The 17,506-nt window shown below is 69.4% G+C and carries 15 protein-coding genes; 8 read left to right on the forward strand and 7 right to left on the reverse strand.

Annotated features, from left to right (window positions below; all coding sequences use genetic code 11):
* Positions 1–576 precede the first annotated feature (576 nt).
* Both LI336_RS17930 and LI336_RS17935 read left to right on the forward strand, forming a co-directional pair.
* Positions 577–3,237: a valine--tRNA ligase gene (locus tag LI336_RS17930; RefSeq protein WP_227134532.1), complete on the forward strand. Its 2,661-nt coding sequence runs from the start codon at positions 577–579 to the stop codon at positions 3,235–3,237.
* 153 nt (positions 3,238–3,390) lie between these two features.
* Positions 3,391–3,816: a hypothetical protein gene (locus tag LI336_RS17935; RefSeq protein WP_227134533.1), complete on the forward strand. Its 426-nt coding sequence runs from the start codon at positions 3,391–3,393 to the stop codon at positions 3,814–3,816.
* A gap of 37 nt (positions 3,817–3,853) precedes the next feature.
* Here LI336_RS17935 and LI336_RS17940 read toward each other — a convergent pair whose 3' ends face one another.
* Positions 3,854–4,600 carry a DUF1405 domain-containing protein gene (locus LI336_RS17940; RefSeq protein WP_227134534.1) on the reverse strand — a complete coding sequence of 249 codons (747 nt, stop codon included), beginning with the start codon at positions 4,598–4,600 and terminating at the stop codon, positions 3,854–3,856.
* A 154-nt stretch (positions 4,601–4,754) separates the two neighbouring features.
* Here LI336_RS17940 and pdxS point away from each other — a divergent pair, with 154 nt between their 5' ends.
* A complete protein-coding gene (gene pdxS, locus LI336_RS17945) occupies positions 4,755–5,663 on the forward strand; it encodes a pyridoxal 5'-phosphate synthase lyase subunit PdxS (protein WP_227134535.1) in 909 nt (302 codons plus the stop codon).
* 48 nt (positions 5,664–5,711) lie between these two features.
* Here the strand turns inward: pdxS and LI336_RS17950 are convergent, their stop codons facing one another.
* Complete coding sequence (locus tag LI336_RS17950; protein ID WP_227134536.1) at positions 5,712–6,392, reverse strand: DUF6517 family protein; 681 nt, start codon at positions 6,390–6,392, stop codon at positions 5,712–5,714.
* Between the two features lie 286 nt (positions 6,393–6,678).
* Between LI336_RS17950 and LI336_RS17955 the strand changes: the two genes are divergently transcribed.
* Together LI336_RS17955 and dnaG are read left to right on the forward strand one after the other, a co-directional pair.
* Positions 6,679–7,557 carry an ArsR/SmtB family transcription factor gene (locus tag LI336_RS17955; protein ID WP_227134537.1) on the forward strand — a complete coding sequence of 293 codons (879 nt, stop codon included), beginning with the start codon at positions 6,679–6,681 and terminating at the stop codon, positions 7,555–7,557.
* 337 nt (positions 7,558–7,894) lie between these two features.
* Positions 7,895–9,358, forward strand: coding sequence for a DNA primase DnaG (gene dnaG / locus LI336_RS17960; RefSeq protein WP_227134538.1), 1,464 nt, complete (start codon positions 7,895–7,897; stop codon positions 9,356–9,358).
* A gap of 34 nt (positions 9,359–9,392) precedes the next feature.
* On the opposite strand, the gene LI336_RS17965 is transcribed toward dnaG, so the two are convergent.
* From LI336_RS17965 to LI336_RS17975, 3 genes are all read right to left on the reverse strand, one after another.
* Complete coding sequence (locus tag LI336_RS17965) at positions 9,393–9,677, reverse strand: HalOD1 output domain-containing protein (protein ID WP_227134539.1); 285 nt, start codon at positions 9,675–9,677, stop codon at positions 9,393–9,395.
* A gap of 100 nt (positions 9,678–9,777) precedes the next feature.
* Positions 9,778–10,224, reverse strand: a complete 447-nt coding sequence (locus tag LI336_RS17970) for a GNAT family N-acetyltransferase (protein ID WP_227134540.1) — start codon at positions 10,222–10,224, stop codon at positions 9,778–9,780.
* A 1-nt stretch (position 10,225) separates the two neighbouring features.
* Positions 10,226–11,563: a DUF92 domain-containing protein gene (locus LI336_RS17975; RefSeq protein ID WP_227134541.1), complete on the reverse strand. Its 1,338-nt coding sequence runs from the start codon at positions 11,561–11,563 to the stop codon at positions 10,226–10,228.
* Positions 11,564–11,702: 139 nt separating this feature from the next.
* On the opposite strand from LI336_RS17975, the gene gcvT reads away from it, so the two are divergent.
* Together gcvT and gcvH are read left to right on the forward strand one after the other, a co-directional pair.
* Positions 11,703–12,824, forward strand: a complete 1,122-nt coding sequence (gcvT, locus tag LI336_RS17980) for a glycine cleavage system aminomethyltransferase GcvT (RefSeq protein WP_227134542.1) — start codon at positions 11,703–11,705, stop codon at positions 12,822–12,824.
* Complete coding sequence (gene gcvH / locus LI336_RS17985; RefSeq protein WP_227134543.1) at positions 12,821–13,204, forward strand: glycine cleavage system protein GcvH; 384 nt, start codon at positions 12,821–12,823, stop codon at positions 13,202–13,204. The genes gcvT and gcvH overlap by 4 nt, the downstream gene beginning before the upstream one ends.
* Positions 13,205–13,241: 37 nt before the next feature.
* Here the strand turns inward: gcvH and LI336_RS17990 are convergent, their stop codons facing one another.
* The gene (locus tag LI336_RS17990) at positions 13,242–14,198 is read right to left on the reverse strand and encodes a nucleoside hydrolase (RefSeq protein ID WP_227134544.1); all 957 of its coding nucleotides are present in this window, start codon (positions 14,196–14,198) and stop codon (positions 13,242–13,244) included.
* A gap of 123 nt (positions 14,199–14,321) precedes the next feature.
* Between LI336_RS17990 and LI336_RS17995 the strand changes: the two genes are divergently transcribed.
* Positions 14,322–15,293 carry a PfkB family carbohydrate kinase gene (locus tag LI336_RS17995; RefSeq protein ID WP_227134545.1) on the forward strand — a complete coding sequence of 324 codons (972 nt, stop codon included), beginning with the start codon at positions 14,322–14,324 and terminating at the stop codon, positions 15,291–15,293.
* 72 nt (positions 15,294–15,365) lie between these two features.
* Here the strand turns inward: LI336_RS17995 and LI336_RS18000 are convergent, their stop codons facing one another.
* Complete coding sequence (locus LI336_RS18000) at positions 15,366–17,198, reverse strand: hypothetical protein (protein ID WP_227134546.1); 1,833 nt, start codon at positions 17,196–17,198, stop codon at positions 15,366–15,368.
* Between the last annotated feature and the right edge of the window lie 308 nt (positions 17,199–17,506).

Below are 17,506 nucleotides of genomic sequence, written 5' to 3' on the forward strand. Positions count from 1 at the left end.
ACTCCGCGCCGCGGCTCCCTGCGGTCGCCGCGGTGCTCGTCCCTCACACGGTATCGACGCAGTCGCGCTCACTGTCGTTCGCGCGACCGCGTCACCGCGCGCCGGGACGTAGTGTCGGGGTTACTGCGCGCCGGGACGTGGTGTCGGGTCGCCGCCAGTCGAGACGTGGTGGCTGGTCGCTGTGCGTGAGTGGATGTCGTGGGACCGCGCGTGAGTGGGTGTCGTGGGACCGCGCGTGAGTGGGTGTCGTGGGACCGCTATCCTTTTGCGTGCGGCGGGTCCAAGCGCTGGTATGGAGTCGTTCGCTGTCGCCGTAGTACGTCCCGTGGCCTGACAGCGGTGCCTTCGTTCTCGCGTCGCCACCAGTGACCGAGCAGTCGCTGGTGTCGGCGTCGCGTCGTGGGAGCGCGTCGCGTTCGCGAGCGAGAGCCACGGCACCGTCGACCGCATCGAGCGACACACCGACCAGCGAGCGAGCGTCCCGTGGTGCGCGCTCGCCGCGACCGCGCCGTCGACGACGGCGGCGCATCGAGAGTCTTAACCGAAGTATGCACGACACACCGAGTAAGAGTACACATGCCAGCAGGTGACTACGAGCCGGAGCGAATCGAGGAGGAGTGGCAGGAGACGTGGGTCGACGAGGACGTCTACGCGTACGACGAGGACGCCGCCGTCGACTCGAACACCGTCTACAGCATCGACACGCCGCCGCCGACCGTGAGCGGGAGCCTCCACATGGGGCACCTCTACGGGCACACGCTCCAGGACTTCGCCGCGCGCTACCATCGGATGGCCGGCGACGAGGTCCTGTTCCCGTTCGGGTACGACGACAACGGCATCGCGAGCGAGCGCCTCACCGAGGAGGAACTCGGTATCCGCCACGGCGACTTCTCGCGCCGCGAGTTCCAGGAGAAGTGCCGGGAGGTCTGCAAGGGCTACGAGGCCGAGTTCACGGAGAAGATGCAGGAACTCGGCACGAGCATCGACTGGAATCGCACGTACAAGACCATCGAGCCGCGCGTCCAGGAGATATCGCAGCTATCCTTCCTCGACCTCTACGAGCAGGGCCGCGAGTACCGGAAGAAGGCGCCCGCGATCTGGTGTCCCGAGTGCGAGACCGCGATCTCGCAGGTCGAGATGGAGGACGCCGACCGGCACACGCACTTCAACGACGTCCGGTTCGACCTCACCGAGCCGACGAGCGAGGGCCGCGACAGCTTCGTCATCGGGACGACCCGGCCCGAGTTGCTCCCGGCCTGTGTCAGCGTCTTCGTGCACCCGGACGACGACGAGAACGCCGACCTCGTCGGTGAGACCGCCGAAGTGCCGATCTTCGGGCACGAGGTCCCCATCATCGAGGACGACCGCGTCGACCTGGAGAAGGGCACGGGCGTCGTGATGTGCTGTACGTTCGGCGACCAGAAGGACATCGAGTGGTATCAGGCGCACGACCTCCCGCTGCGCGTCGCCATCGACGAGAGCGGGACGATGACGGACATAGCGGAGGCCTACGAGGGCCTGTCGACGCACGACGCGCGCGAGGAGATCGTCGAGGACCTCGAGGACGCCGGGCATCTCGTCGACCGCGAGCCCCACGAGCACACGGTGCAGGTCCACGAGCGCTGCGAGGTCGACGTCGAGTTCCGCGTCAGCCGCCAGTGGTACATCGACATCCTCGGCCACAAGGAGGAGTACCTGGAGGCCGGCCGGGAGATGGACTGGTATCCCGAGAAGATGTTCACGCGGTACGAGCACTGGATCGAGGGCCTGGAGTGGGACTGGCTCATCTCGCGTCAGCGCGACTCCGGCATCCCGTTCCCGGTGTGGTACTGCGAGGAGTGCGACCACGAGGTGCTCGCCGACCGCGAGCAGCTCCCCGCGGACCCGCTCGCTGACGACCCGCCCGTCGACGCGTGCCCGGAGTGCGGCCACGAGTCGTTCCGGCCGGAGGAGGACGTCCTCGACACGTGGGCGACGTCGAGCCTGACGCCGCTCATCAACGCGGACTGGGACCCGGAGACGCTCGGCGACGGCGAGCTCGCCGACGGCGACCTCGCGAACCCCGAGCTGTATCCGTTCGACGTCCGCCCGCAGGGCCACGACATCATCAGCTTCTGGCTGTTCCACACGGTCGTCAAGTGCTACGAGCACACCGGCGAGGTCCCCTTCGACTCGGTGCTCATCAACGGGTTCGTCCTCGACGAGAACCGCGAGAAGATGAGCAAGTCCAAGGGGAACGTCGTCGCGCCCAGCGAGGTCATCAGCGAGTACCCGATGGACGCCGTCCGCTACTGGGCCGCGAGCTCGGGCGTCGGCGACGACTTCCCGTACCGCGACACGGACATCGTCGCGGGCGAGAAGCTCATCCGGAAGCTCTGGAACGCCTCGAAGCTCGTCGACACCCTGACTGCCGACGACGCGACGCCGCCGAGCGAGCGCGACGGCCCCGCCGAGCTCGACACGCTCGACGAGTGGCTGCTCGCGGAGCTCGACGACCTCGTCGCTGACCTGACCGCGCACTTCGAGGTCCACGAGTACGCGAAGGCCCGGAACCGCCTGCGGACGTTCTTCTGGAACACGTTCTGCGACGACTACCTCGAGATCGCGAAGGAACGGGACAGCGAGTCGACGCGGTACGCGCTCGCGCTCGCCCACGAGACGTTCCTGAAGCTGTGGGCGCCCGTGATGCCTCACGTCACGGAGGAGCTCTGGCACGAGTTCTACGTCGCGGGCGACGTCGCGGACGTCGACGCGGCGGCGACGAGCATCCACGTCGCGGACTGGCCCGAACCGCGCGGGTTCGACGCGGACCTCGCGGCGGGCGAGACCGCGATGGAGGTCATCTCAGCGCTCCGGAAGTACAAGACCGACGAACAGCTCGCGTTGAACGCGGACCTCGCGCACGTCGAGGTGTTCGGCGACATCACGGGCTTCGAGGACGCCATCACGGGCGTGATGCACGTCGACGAGCTCACCGTCCACGAGTCCTCGCCGGAGATCACGACCGAGGTCGCGGACGTCGACCTGGACTACTCGACGCTCGGCCCGAAGTACGGCGGGCAGGTCAACGAGTTCGATAGCGCCATCGCGGACGGCGACTACGAGATCGCGGACGGCGAACTCCACGTCGCCGGCGAAGTGCTGGCCGCGGACGAGTTCGAGGTGCGCGAGGAGCGCACGTACGCCGGCAGCGGCGAGATGGTCGAGACCGAGAACGCGGTCGTCGTCGTCCACTAGCGACGACGCGTCGAGCCGCGGTCGGGCTCGAAGGCGAGTATTTTTCGCGGGTTATCGAGCTCGATGCGTGGTTACGGGCTCGTGCGCGACCACCTCACAGCCGAGAGCGGTTCAATACGGTTGCACGTCCACTGTGGAGCGAGGTAGTTACGAATGGTAACCTTGCTCGGCGGATTGGTCGGTGGTCTCGTGGCGACGATAGCGATGACGATGGCGATGATGGCCCTCGGCGACGGGTCGCCGCCGCCGACGGCGGCGCTCTGGGCGAAGTTCGTCGGCGACGAACCGCCCGAGGCGTACGTGCCCCAGGGGATGGCGTTGCACGTGCTGTACGGCGTGGGGGCGGGCGGTGCGTTCGCGCTCGCGCTCCCCGCGCTGGGGTTCGGGAGCGCTGGCGTCGTGACCGTGCTCGGACTCGCGATCGCGTACGCGCTCGCCCTGACCCTCGTCGGCGCGGCGTTCTGGATGAATGTCGTCCTCGCGACGGACCCCGAACCGCAGCAGGCGGCGATGTTCGGCGTCTTCCACGTCGTCTACGGCGTCGTCCTCGCCGCGGTCGTCGCGTACGCACCGCTCTGAGTTGCGTAATCGCACCCGCCTGGACAGCGCCGGCAACTCACCGCAGGTCGTCGAGTGCAGCGATGCCGGCTTCGAGCTTCTCGACGCGCGTCGCCAGTGCGAGGAACGTCGCGAGCACGGTGAGTGCGACCGCGCCGGCGGCCGCGATACGGTGCGGGCCGGGCGTGTGCACGACGCCGGAGGCGGTTATCTCCTCGGCGGGAATCAGGGTGTGGTGTGGGGACCCGATTATCGGGACGAAGTAGTCGACGACGTCGTTCAGCAGGTACCAGCCGGCGGCGACGGCGACGGCCTTCACGGGGAAGTCGCCGATGCGGTGGAGGACGAACCCCTGGAGGACCATCGCGAGGTGACTCCAGAACAGGAAGTTGTACATGAGGACGCCCGTGTACGAGAACTCGGTCTGGAACGCGAGGAGGACGAACGGCGTCCACGCGCCGAGTTTCAGGCACCCGAAGAACGCGAGCGCGGTCAGGTACTCGTTGGAGCGACCGAGCGCCCACGCGCCGAACGCGAGCGCGATGAACAGCGTCGCCACCGGCGAATCCGGTACCAGGGGCCACATCGCGAGCGGTTCGAGCGCGAACTGGCTGCCCTCCCAGACGAACCCGTCGGCGAAGGGGCTGAGGCCGTAGTAGTAGAACCCGAACAGCGTCCCGAGGACGTTCGTCGCGACGACGAGCCACACGAGTCGGAGTCCGAGGTCCTCGACGAACTCGGGGACGGGTGCGACGTACCACGGGAGGTCCTCGCGCGCCGGCAGGTCGTCTCGTAGCAACTCCATCACGCCCACCGTGCGCGTGGGTCGCACAAATCACTCCCGGTCCGGCGTGGCCCCGACGACGAGAACCGCCACGAGAGCCACGTTGACGCACCGCATACCGGATGGTGCCGCGCGGTGCGGTCGGTATAAGTGCGACCGGATGCAAGCCGTTGGTATGACCGAGGAGACAGACCTTGAGAGCCTCAAGCGCGGGACGGAACTGGTCAAGCGCGGGTTCGCTCGCATGCAGAAGGGCGGCGTCATCATGGACGTCGTCAACGAGGAGCAGGCGAAGATCGCCGAGGAAGCCGGTGCGGTCGCCGTCATGGCGCTCGAAGCGGTGCCGGCGGACATCCGCAAGCGCGGTGGCGTCGCGCGGATGGCCGACCCCGCGGACGTCGCGGACATCGTCGACAGCGTCTCGATTCCGGTGATGGGCAAGTCCCGCATCGGCCACCGGAAGGAGGCGGAGATCCTGCAGGCGGTCGGCGTGGACATGATCGACGAGAGCGAGGTGCTGACGCCCGCGGACGACGCGTACCACATCGACAAGCGCGAGTTCACCGCGCCGTTCGTGTGTGGCGCGCGGAACCTCGGCGAGGCGCTCCGACGCATCGACGAGGGCGCGGCGATGATCCGGACGAAGGGCGAGGCCGGCACGGGCGACGTGAACCAGGCCGTCCACCACCAGCGCACCATCAAGGGCTCCATCCGGAAGCTCATCGGGATGAACTGGGAGGAGCGAGAGAAGTGGGCGCGCGAGCACGAAGCACCCGCGGACCTCGTGCACGAGACCGCCGAGATGGGGCGGCTCCCGGTCGTGAACTTCGCCGCTGGCGGCATCGCGACGCCCGCGGACGCGGCGCTCATGATGTACCACGAGTGCGACGGCATCTTCGTCGGCTCCGGGATCTTCGGCGCGGAGGACCCCGAAGCGATGGGCGAAGCCATCGTGCAGGCCGTCAACAACCACGACGACCCGGAGACGCTCGCGGAGATCGCGTCGAACCTCGGGAAGTCGATGAAGGGCGACGCGAACGTCGACCTCCCCGAGGAGGAGAAGATGCAGGGCCGCGGCGTCTGAACGACAGGAGGATACCAGGGCTGCAGCGTCTACGCTCGACTCGGGAACTCAGTCCACTGTTTCTGCGCGTTTCAGGGCGTCGAGCAGTCGCTCGCGGTCGCGGTCGACGTCGACGTCGAGGTCGGCGTCCGTGGCGAGCGTCGCCGCGGGTGCCTGTCGCGCGATGGCCACCGCGAGCGTCTCGGTCGGGAACATCCCGCCGGCCATCGCGTACGCGCGGTCGGTCGGCCAGATGCTCGCCCAGAGTTCGCCGCGCACCGTGAACTGGCCGCTCGTGACGTCCTCGGCGATGACGTCGTCGACGAGCGGATACTCGACGTCGTACCCGAACGCGCGCGCCGGTGCGTCGGGGTCGCTGCCGGGGGCTCGCCGCTCGATGTCGCGGTCCGCGAACCGCTTGACGTTCACGAGGCCGTCCTCGCGGACGCTGTCCGCGAACTCCTCTTTGGCGTGGTCGCACGCGATGCCGAAGACGCTCGCGGGCGAGAACCCGAACTCCATCAGTGGCGTGGAGAACTCGAGCGCGCTCGTGAACGCGGACCGGCCGGAGACGTCGACGTCGGGGTCGCCGACGGCGGCGAACGCCGCGCTGGAGGGCGCGTGCTCGTAGATGCTGTTGTACGCGGTTATCGTGAACAAGGGGAGCGAGAGCGCGGTCTCGGTGTGGTCGCGGACGTGCCGCCAGTCGTACTCGGCGAGGACCGCGTCGGGGAAGCGGGGAGCGCTCATCGCTCGCGGCTAGGTGACGGGGGAAGTTGGGCGTGCCGGTCACGGACCCCGAGCGCGGACGTGCGCCGAGGTAACCCCACGTGAACGCGGTCGTCGTCGGTGAAAGAACGCTCGAACCTAGCTCGCGGTCGGTGCGAGACGCGTTTCACTCACGGGTCGTGTCCGAGGGCTGTCACGGGGATGGCGTGACGGATATCGCAAGAGGGAAGCGGTTCGGTCTAGCTCAAAACGGGTTTTCATCTTGCGAAACGTGCTTTAGGGTACGGGACGTCTGTGGGGACGAGCAATGTCGCGGCTCCTCCCGTTCCAGTCAGACACCGAGGTGCCAGAGGACCGTGCGCCACGCGTCGTCGACCTCGAGGGCGAGGACGCAGAGAAGGTGTTCGGTGCGTTGTCCTCGGAGACGGCGCGCGCGATCTTCACCGCGCTCCACGAGGAGCCGATGACCGCGAGCGACGTCGCGGACGCGGTCGATTCGTCCATCCAGAACGTCCGCTATCACCTCGAGAACCTCGGCGACGCCGGCCTCGTCGAGGTCGTGGACACGTGGTACTCCTCGCGCGGGAACGAGATGAAGGTGTACGCGCCGAAGGACGGGCCGCTCATCGTCTCGACCGACGAGTCGCGAGCGAGCCGCATCCGGACGGCGTTGAGTCGCCTCGTCGGCGGTGTCGGCGTGCTCGCGGCGTCGAGCCTCCTCGTCCAGTACGGCTGGGACGAGTTCTTCGGCGCGACGAGCGGGTCCGGGTTCGACGCGCAGGGTGGTGCGCCCGCGCCGACCGAACGCGAGGGAACCGCGGTCAGTAGCGGCGATACCGCAGGTGGTGGTGGCGGGGCGGACGGCGGCGCGAACGCGTCGGCGTCGACCACGAGCGGAGACGGCGGCGACATCGGCATCAACAACGTCGAGTCGACGACGGACGCTGGAACCGAGACCGCTGCCGCGACCGGCCAGCCGACGGCGGAACCGACGGCGGCTGAGACCGCCGCGGAGAGCCTCGACTACGCCGCCCAGACCTCGACCGAGGTCGCGACGACGGCCGCGCAGGGCGGTGGCGGCGACCTGTTCGCGGGTGGCCTGCCGCCGGGCGCGATGTTCTTCCTCGGCGGGTTCGTCGTCCTCGTCGCCCTCCTCGTCTACCAGTACCGCACCACCCCGTACTGACCGAGGACGAGCACCGCGGTGCTCGTCCTGCCCGACGACGAGCCCGTGGACCGCTCGCGAGCAGGGTCGCGGCGTCGAGCGGATTCCTGGCCTGCTGGTCCCTGCAACAGGTATACACCACTCGGGGACGTACTTCGACCGAATTCGTGCGTCACGCACGGGTTCGTTGACACGATTCACAGCGCGCCACCGGTCGCGGTGGCCTCACATCATCACGCAGCGCGGTCCCACGATGGGACGACGCGGAGAGACGGTCGGTCGACAGCCCCCGTCGAGGGGCGAACACCAGCAGGGCCCGGGAGGGCCACCACGACGACCCCGTCGGGGTCGATAGAACATGGAAGACACGGCAAAGTACCTGATCCACGCGACGTTCACGGCGGACGGCGTGGTCGAGCGCAGCGACGTCGTCGGCGCCATCTTCGGGCAGACCGAAGGGTTGCTCGGCGAGGAGCTCGACCTCCGGGAGTTACAGCAATCGTCGAAGGTCGGTCGCATCGACGTCGAGGTCGACGTCACGCGCGGCCAGGCCGAGGGGACGATAACCATCGCGAGCGGCCTGGACAGGGTCGCGACCGCGACGCTCGCGGCGAGCCTGGAGACGCTTTCCCGCATCGGGCCATGCCAGGCGCGCTGCGAGGTGAGCGACATCGAGGACGTGCGCGCGGCCAAACGCCGGCGGGTCGTCGAGCGCGCGAAGGAACTCCTGAACACGGCGTTCGACGATTCGGTGATGTCGAGCGACGAGATCCTCCAGGAGGTCCGCGAGCACGTCCGCGTCGAGGACGTCACCGAATACGAGGGCCTACCGGCGGGCCCCAGGGTCGCGGACAGCGACGCGATCATCGTCGTCGAGGGGCGCTCGGACGTCCTCCAGCTCCTCAAGTACGGCATCAAGAACGCGGTCGCGGTGGAGGGGACGAACGTCCCCGACGTCGTCGCGGAGTTGACCGCGGAGCGGACGGTGACGGCGTTCCTCGACGGCGACCGCGGCGGGGACCTCATCCTCCGCGAGCTCGCGAGCGTCGGCGACGTCGATTACGTCGCGCTCGCGCCCGAGGACAAGTCCGTGGAGGACCTCGCGCACCACGAGGTGTTCGAGGCGCTCCGCGAGAAGGTGCCGTACGCGACGGTCGCGGGCGCGAGCGACCCGCGTGCTGCGGCGGTCGCGGCGACCGACGGGAGTGCGACGCCGGCACCGGAGTCCGCGAACGCTGACGCGACGCCCGGTGATGGGCGAGGTGACGCGAGCACGGAGACGGCGGCCACGCCGGGCGTGGAGTCGACCGTCGAGTCGAACGGCGGCGCGGCCGACGGCGGCGGGTCGGGCGCGAACGCCGCCAGCGGTCGCGTGACGTCGTCAGCAGGCGGCGACGCGGTATCGGAGGACGCCGACGACGAACGGGTGGCCGTGGACGCCGACGCGAGCGATCCCCGGGCTGCCGACGACGCCGACGCGAGCGATCCCCGGGCTGCTGACGACGCCGACGAGGGCGACGAGTCGCCGACGTCCCTCCGCGAGCACGTGAGCGCGGTCGTCGGCGAGAGCACGGGCACCGTTCGGTTGCTCGACGACGAGTACGCGGTGCAGGCGGACGCGAGCGCCGCTGACGCCTTCGAGTTGCTCCGCGATGCGGCGGTGGACCCGCACGCGGTCGTCCTCGACGGTGAACTCGACCAGAAGGTCCTGGACGTCGCCGCACAGCGCGGCGTCGACCACGTCGTCGCTGCCGACCTCGGCGACTTCGTGAAACGACCGACGAGCGTCCGCGTCCGGACCGCGACGGACCTCGCCGTCTGAGGACGACTCCTCTCACGGCCACGGGCCTGCCGCGCTACCTGCTATCCGCGTTCACGGGCACGAACTTCGCGTGGCCGTTCTGTTCGATCGTGATACGGTAGCCTTCGTACGTGACCGTCACCTGCACGTGCGCGTCCGCTGACGGAGGGTCCTCGAAGATCGTGTCGATGACGTGCCCGAACGTATCCCAGGTGCTCTCGAGGGATTCGACCTCGCACTCGGAGAGGGACGCGACGTGCTCGGCGATCTGCGTCGCCGGTTCCCGCCCGTCGACGTCGAGTTCGCGGTGAACGATCCGGTCAGCGGATGACGATGCCATATCCACCACGTCACTTTCAACAGCTATCCAATAAGTTCTTGGCTCGTTCCCGGCAAGCACGGTCGTTGAATCAATCGCATTCCTGTCTGGCTCGTGCCACTCAGTCGGTGAGATCGACCGTCATCCGGAGGCCCTCGCCGCTCGCGTAGCGGTCCGGGCGGCGTTCCGCGACCGCGAACCCGAGGGACTCGTAGAGCGACCGCGCTCGCTCGTTGTCGGCCGCGACCTCGAGTTCCGCGCGCTCGACGCCACGCGCGCGCAGTTCCGCGAGACAGCGCGAGAGGAGGTCGCGACCGTGGCCGCGGCCGCGGTGTTCGGGTGCGACCGCGAGCTCCGAGACGTACCCGGTGTCGTACGCGTGCACGTACCCGACCGGGTGGCCGTCTCCCGGGTCGCCCGGCGGCGTCCACGCGCCCGCGGGAACGGCGACGAACGTGAGACCAGCGGGGAGCCCGTCCGCGAACAGGTCCTCGACTGGTTCGGGAAGCAGCGACTGGAGGGCGCGCACGAGCGGGACGTCCGTCGGCGTCGCCTCGCGAACGGGCATGTCAGGAGAGCGCGAGCGCGACGTCGAGGGCGAGGACGGCGAGTCCGCCGCCGACGAGCGCGCCGACGAGCGTCGCGAGGAAGTTCACGCCCTGGTTCCCGACGAAGTCGTCCTCGACGGTCGCGCCGAGGACGCTGTCCGCGGTCATCCCGGCGACGCCCGCGACGAACACCACACCGGCACCGGCGCCGTCGACCGCCGGGAAGAGCGCGTACGCGACGCCTGCGACGAGCGCCGCGCCGACGAACCCCGCGAGCTCGCCCTGCCACGTGATGGCGCCGTCGGTCCCCGGGTCGACGCGCGCGCCCGTCGTCACCAGTCGCGGGTTGTCGTAGACGGCACCGATCTCGCTGGAGAGCGTGTCGCTCATCGCGGTCGCGAGACTCCCGACGAACGCGAACAGGTACACCTCCGCCGCGAGCGGCACGTACCCGGGTTCGACCGCGGCGTACCCGACGACGGCGGCGAGCGCGACCGCGGAGTTCCCGAGGACGTTCCCGCTCCCGCGCGCGCCCTCGTTGTCCTCGGCGACGCCGCGCTCGGCCTTCTCCTCGTACTTGAACTTCGTCGACAGTCCACCGATGCCGTAGAACGCGATGAGGACCGCGAACCACTCCAGGCCACCGAGCACGATGGTCAACAGTCCGAGGAGGACGCCCGTGAGCATCCCGGGGACGCTCGCGGTCTCCAGGTAGTACGAGACGTACCCGAACGCGACCGTGACGCCGACGGCGAGCGCGACCTCGCCCGGCACGGGCTCGCGGACGAGGTCGCCGAGGAACCAGAGCGTGAGCGCGACCGACCAGAGCACGAGCGGGTCGTCGCGCTCGAACAGCGCGGCGCGAACGAGCGCGCCCATGACGGCGCCGGCGACCGCCAGGAACGCGAGCTCGGGGAGCTGTACGCCGATGGAAAGCGACGCTTCGCGACTGACCGCGAACGCGGCGCCGGCGACGAACGCGACCGACCCGCCCGCGGCGAACCCGGCGCTCGCCGCGAACGGGTCCGGGTACCGCTGCTTGACCGTCTCGCTCGTGAGGTTCCCCCACGCGACCAGGAGGACCGTCCCGACGAACACCGGGAGCGGGAGTGCGGCGATCACCCAGAGGATGCCCAGGCCGGTCGCGGCGAGCGTGAAGCCGATGAGGCCGTAGAGGCGGTCTTCCTCGCGGTCACCGGGGCGTGCGAACAGCTCGAACAGCGGTCCCTCGTCGACGGCGGCAGTGAACGCGAGCACGACCGCCGGGATGGCGACCGCGAGCCGGCCGACGACGGGGACGGCGAGCACGAGCGACCCGACGAGCGCGAACGCGCCCGCTCGCCGAACGGTCCGATTCACGCGCCGTCGTTTTCCCGGACGTTACTTACCTGTTCCGAACGCGCCGGCGCCCGCGAACCCCGGGGACCGGACGACCGGAGCGGGCCAGTGCGACGCCGGGATACGAAAGCATTACTTGCCGGCGGGCGACGAGTCGCGTATGGCCCTGGAGACGCCGCCGTTGCGCGACCGTCACGCCGAGGCCGGCGCGAAGTTCACCGAGTTCGGCGGGTGGGACATGCCCGTCGAGTTCGATGGCATCCGCGTCGAGCACGAGGCCGTCCGGTCGAGCGCGGGCATCTTCGACGTCTCGCACATGAGCGAGATCGAGGTGTCCGGGCCGGACGCCGAACGGCTCATGCAGCGTTTGACCTCGAACGACGTCACCGCGCTCGATGCGGGCGACGCGCAGTACTCGACGATCACGGACGCCGAGGGCGACATCATCGACGACACCGTCGTCTACCGGCTCCCCGAGACCGACGACGGGGCTGGCGATAGCGAGTCGTCGTTCCTGTTCGTCCCGAACGCCGGGCACGCCGAGCAGATGCACGACCGGTGGACCGAGCACCGCGACGACTGGGACCTGGACGCGACCGTGTACGACGCGACGTACGACTACGGGATGTTCGCCGTGCAGGGCCCGGATGCGGTCGGGCACGTCGACGACGCGGCGGACGTGGACGTCGACGGCATCTCGCGGTTCAGTGCGACGTGGGCGTCGGTCGCGGGCGTCGAGTGCCTCGTCGCTCGCACCGGGTACACGGGCGAGGACGGCGTGGAGCTCGTCGTCCCGTGGAATCGCGCGCCCGAGGTGTGGGCGGCGTTCGCGGAGGAGCGCGACGTGCAGCGGTGCGGGCTCGGCGCGCGCGACACGCTCCGGCTCGAAGCCGGGTTGCTGCTCTCCGGGCAGGACTTCGACCACGAATCCAACCCGCGGAACCCCTACGAGGCCGGTATCGGGTTCACCGTGAAGCTCGACACCGAGTTCGTCGGCCGGGACGCCCTCGAAGCCGCGAAGGCGGAGGGCGTCGACGAGAAGCTCGTCGGCTTCAAGCTCGTCGACCGCGGCATCCCCCGGCACGGCTACGACGTCACGGACACCGACGGCCTCGTCGTCGGCGAGGTGACGAGCGGGACGATGAGTCCGACGCTCGACGACCCCATCGGCCTCGCGTACGTCTCGACCGAGTACACGGACCCGGGCACCACGCTACGCGTCGTGGTGCGCGGCGACTCGAAGAAAGCACGCGTCGAATCACTCCCCTTCTACGAACGATGAGCTTCAACATCCCCGACGACCGGCAGTACATGGAATCGCACGAGTACGCGGCCCGCGACGGCGACACGGTCCGCGTCGGCATCAGCGACTTCGCGCAGGACGAACTCGGCGACGTCGTCTTCGTCGAACTCCCCGACGTCGGCGACGAGGTGACTCACGACGAGGCGTTCGGCGTCGTCGAATCCATCAAAGCAGTCAGCGACCTCTACGCGCCCGTCTCGGGCGAGGTCACCGCCGTGAACGAGAACCTGTTCGATGCACCCGAACTCGTGAACGACGACCCCTACGGCGACGGCTGGATGCTCGAGATCAGTCTCAGCGACGAGAGCGAACTCGACGAGTTGCTGTCCGCCGACGAGTACGACGCGCAGGTCGCCTGACGCGACCGAACGTTCTTGCGCTGTTCAGCGTGACCCGTTAGCGCGAGCGCTCGGGGTCGCCGTGCAGGAGCATATCGCCGAACATCGTCTCGAAGGCGTCCGCGTCGATCTCCTCGACGACTGTCGTTCGCGCTTGTCCGTCGGTGATTCCGAGTTCGTCGACCATACTGTAGCCCCGGGTGAGGCCTTCGCGTTCGTCGACGTCGACGTGGTACGTGTTCGATTGCGTGACGAGGTCGGGTTCGAGCATGCACGCGACCGTCACGGAGTCGGGTTGGGTGGTGGCGTCGACGCCGAGGCGTTCCTTCGAGAACTCGCGAGGGTGCTCGGTGATGGTCGTGAAGAACTCGGCGTACTCGCTGTCTGCTTCCTCGAAGACCGTGAGTTCGTCGCCTTCGAGCATCGCCTGCCGGACGGTGAGGCCCCAGTCGACGAGCGTGACGTCCAGTTCCGTGAGGACGACCTTCGCGGCGTCGGGGTCCACCCAGAAGTTGTACTCCGCGCTCGGGGTGTCGTTCCCGAGCGTGTTCACCGCGCCACCCATCACCCAGACGTCGTCCAGGAGGTCGCCGAGTTCGGGCTCGCGGCGGAGCGCGAGCGCGACGTTCGTGAGCGGCCCGATGCAGACGAGCGTCACCTCGCCGGGGTGCTCGCGGGCGGCGTCGACGATGGCGTCCGGGCCGTAGCCGTCGGCGCTCGGGATGCCGGTGTCGGGGTAGATCTCGCCGCCGAGCCCGCCGTCGCCGTGGATGTGGTCGACGTGCTCGTGGTCCTTGACGAGCGGCGTTCGCGCGCCCTCGTAGACCGGGACCTCGTCGCCTTTCCCGGCGAGCTGGAGGGTGTACTTGGCGTTCGCGACCTGGTGGTCGAACTCGACGTTCCCCGCGACGATAGTGAGCGCTTCGACGTCGACGCTGTCCGCGAGCGCGGCCATCAGGATGGCCATCGTGTCGTCGCCCGCGGTGTCCGTGTCGAGGAGTACGCGACGTGTCATGGTCGGGTCGTGGTAGAGGGGGAGCATAACGGCATCGTCACGAGGCGCGCGCGGACCGACGTCGGGGCGGGTTCGCTCGACGGGTCGGGAACGCTCTTTGTCTCGGGGAACGTCGAGGGGGGTATGGGTAGCGTCGCGAGTTTCGGGAGCGTGAACGTCGACCACGTCCGGTACTGCGATAGCGAGTGGCTCGAGGACGCGGCCGCTGCGTACGCGTGGTTCCCGGAACCGGGGGAGACGGTGGCCGTCGAGTCCGTGCCGGCGTCGTTCGCCGAGGCGTTCCACGAGACGTTCCTCGGCGGGAAGGGCGCGAACCAGGCGGTCGCGGCGGCGAGCGCGGGCGCGGACGCGTCGTTCCTCGGTGCGGTCGGCGTGGACGCCGGCGAGCACGCGGTCCGCGAACAGCTCGCGTCCCGCGGCGTCGACGTCTCCGGCGTCGAGGAAGCTCCGGGACCGACGGGCGCGGCGTACGTCGCGGTGGCGGAAGGGACTGGCGAGAACCACATCGCGATCGTCGCGGGCGCGAACGGCTGGATGGACCGTGCTGCGGCGCGCCGGCACGCCGAGAGCCTCCGGTCCGCGGACTGCGTCGTCGTCCAGAACGAACTGCCAGCGGACGCGCTCCTCGGCGCGCTCGACGTCGTCGCGCGACAGCACGAGGAGACCGGGACGCGACCGGTCGTCGTGTACGACCCGTCGCCCGCCGACGAGCACGCGGCGCGCGTGCTCGCTCACGAGTGCGTGGACGTCGTCACGCCCAACGACGGCGAGTACGCTCGCCTCCGGGGCGCTATCGAGGCTTTCGACGGCGTCGTGGTGCGCACGCGAGGTGCGGACGGCGTCACCGTCACCCCGGGAACCCGCGGGCTCTGGACGAGCGAGGCGTTCGAGCGCCGGCCACCGGCGGTCGAGCCCGTGGATACCACGGGCGCGGGCGACGTCTTCGCCGGGTTCCTCGTCGCCGAACTCGCTCGCGGCGGGGCGATGCCTCACGCCGTCGAGCTCGCGACCGTCGCAGGGGCGCTCTCGACGACGACCGAAGGCGTGCAGACCGCGGTCCCGGACCGCGACCGGGTCCGCGACCACCTGGCCTGACGACGCGCTCGCGGTCCGGGGACGGTGGACGCGGCGGCCCGTGACCGGGACGCCGGGCACCGCGAGGGTCGCTCAGTTGACTGCCTTCGACAGTTCCGCGCCCGCCTTGAACTTCACGTCGTTCGACGCGCTGGCAGCGCCGGTGAGGTGGAGGACCGGTGCGTCGAGCGCCACGTAGTTCCCGCCCCACCCGTGGTCGGTGCCCTCGCCGTTGCTAGGACAGACGCCGGTCTCGTGCTTGGCGAGGCCCTCCCGGGACTGGACGGCCCAGTACGAGCGCTCCCCGTCGTCCCTGCACACCGGGTGTGCACCCGCCGGGAGGAACTCGTCGGTCGGGTCGTAGCTCTTCTTGAGCGTGATGTTCCCGTACTTCGCTCGCCCGGGCCGCTTCCGCCGCCCGGAGAGCGACTCGACGTCGACGCCGCCGTCCTCGACCTCCGAGGGCGTCATCGGCCAGATAACCGGTGGTCCCTCGGCGACGAGGAGCGTCGCGGCGTCCTCGTAGAGTGCACCGTCGTCGACGTGCCAGCCGCCGACGAAGAGGAGCTGGTCGTCGTGCCGGATCCGCTGCACGTAGAACAGCGCGGGCATCGGGCACGGGCAGTCTGGCGGCGTCGCCGCGACGGGAACGACGACCGTCCCGCTCACGTCGGCTTCGCCGGAGCCGGTCTCCTCGCCCCAGGACTCGAGGACGTCACAGCAGAGGGTTGGCGACGTGCAGCCGGCGAGCGACGCGAGCGCCATCGGCTCCACGTCCTCGACCGCCGGCGAAGCGCCGGTGACGACGACACCGCCCGAGGTCGAGAAGGCAGCGACCCCGCGGCGGACGTCCTTCTTGTCGATGTCACGGAGGTCGCCGAGACCGACGCCGGTCTCGAGTTCGAGCGTCGACGTGAGGAGGTCTCGGCAGGCGAGGTCCCGGTGGATGGCGACGGTTCGGTCGGACTCGCCACACGTCTCGGTGCCCCGTTCGCCGACGAAGTACTCGAGGACGCGTCTGGGCGTGAGTTCGTCGGCGAGCGCGGGGCCGTCGCCGCGCAGGCGAGCGTCCGGGAGGCTGACGGCGAAGTGCTCGCCGACGGTCGCTTCACCGTCGAGGTAGTCGTAGAGAGCATCGAGCCGACCGGGGATCCCGTCCCCGTCGTCGTCGCTATCGAGGTCGTCCGAGATGGCCTCGATGTCGCCCTGCACGATGCGACGAGCCTCCTGCATGGAGCGGCTTGCGGCCTCCCACTCGCCCGCCGTCACGGCGTCGCGAGCGCGTCGAGCGAGTTGCTCCCGGTTGTCGGCGTGCGCGGCGACGGAGACGCAGGTCTCCGACGAGCACCTGTCCAGTGCGGCCCGGACCGCGGTCGTCCCGTCGACGAACGCGTCCAGTGCGGCGGTCGCGTCCGCGCTCGATCGCCCGTCGACGGCGTCGAGTGCACCGTCGGCGTACACGAGCAACGCTCGCTCCATGTCGAGGACGGTCAGGAGCGTGAGGATGCCGTCGTTGTCGTCGTCCTCGTCGACCGGGTCCGGTACCCAGACGCCCTGGGTGCGGTTCGAGCGCGAGGAGTTGTGGTTCTGGGCGCGCGTCGTCGTGGTCGTACTCCAGCCGTCGAGATCGATGGCCTGTCCCTCGGCCTGCAGCGTCGGGGGGACGAACCGCACGTCGACCGGACCGCTCCTGTAGACCGTCCGGTCGTCGACGTCGCCACCGGTGTAGAAGGCGGCGGGCGACGCCGACCTGTTCGCGACGGCCTCCTGGCTGGCGCGACCCACGACGTCGTCGAGTGCGGTACAGCCGGCCAGGCCGCCCAGCGCGAGCGTTCCGCCCGCCGCGAGGAGTGCCCGTCTGGTCGTTCCGAACTCGCCGGTCCTCGCTCCGGGCTGGCCTCTCGCGTCGCTCGCCTTGCCATTCATGGATAACACGTAAACGCTTTATAAGTACTTAACAACAGTTATAAACAACTGGCGACCAGTTCGGTACCGAGTGAGGCAGCCGGGAAGCGACGTGTTCTCCACGATCGAGTCTGGCAACGTTCGCCAAGAGTGTGCAGGAAAGACCCCATCAGTCACCAGTCACCTCGGAGTTGTATCCAAGACCGTGCATACTCCCGGGGCCGGAACCGTACCGCTCATGTGGCAGCGGTTCGAACCGCCGGCAGAGAACCGAGACCAGCGCACCGGCCGCCGGCCCGGGGCGTCACGCCGACCACAGCCACGACCAC

This window comes from Halorubellus salinus (assembly GCF_020567525.1).
GTDB classification, from domain to species: domain Archaea; phylum Halobacteriota; class Halobacteria; order Halobacteriales; family Natrialbaceae; genus Halorubellus; species Halorubellus salinus.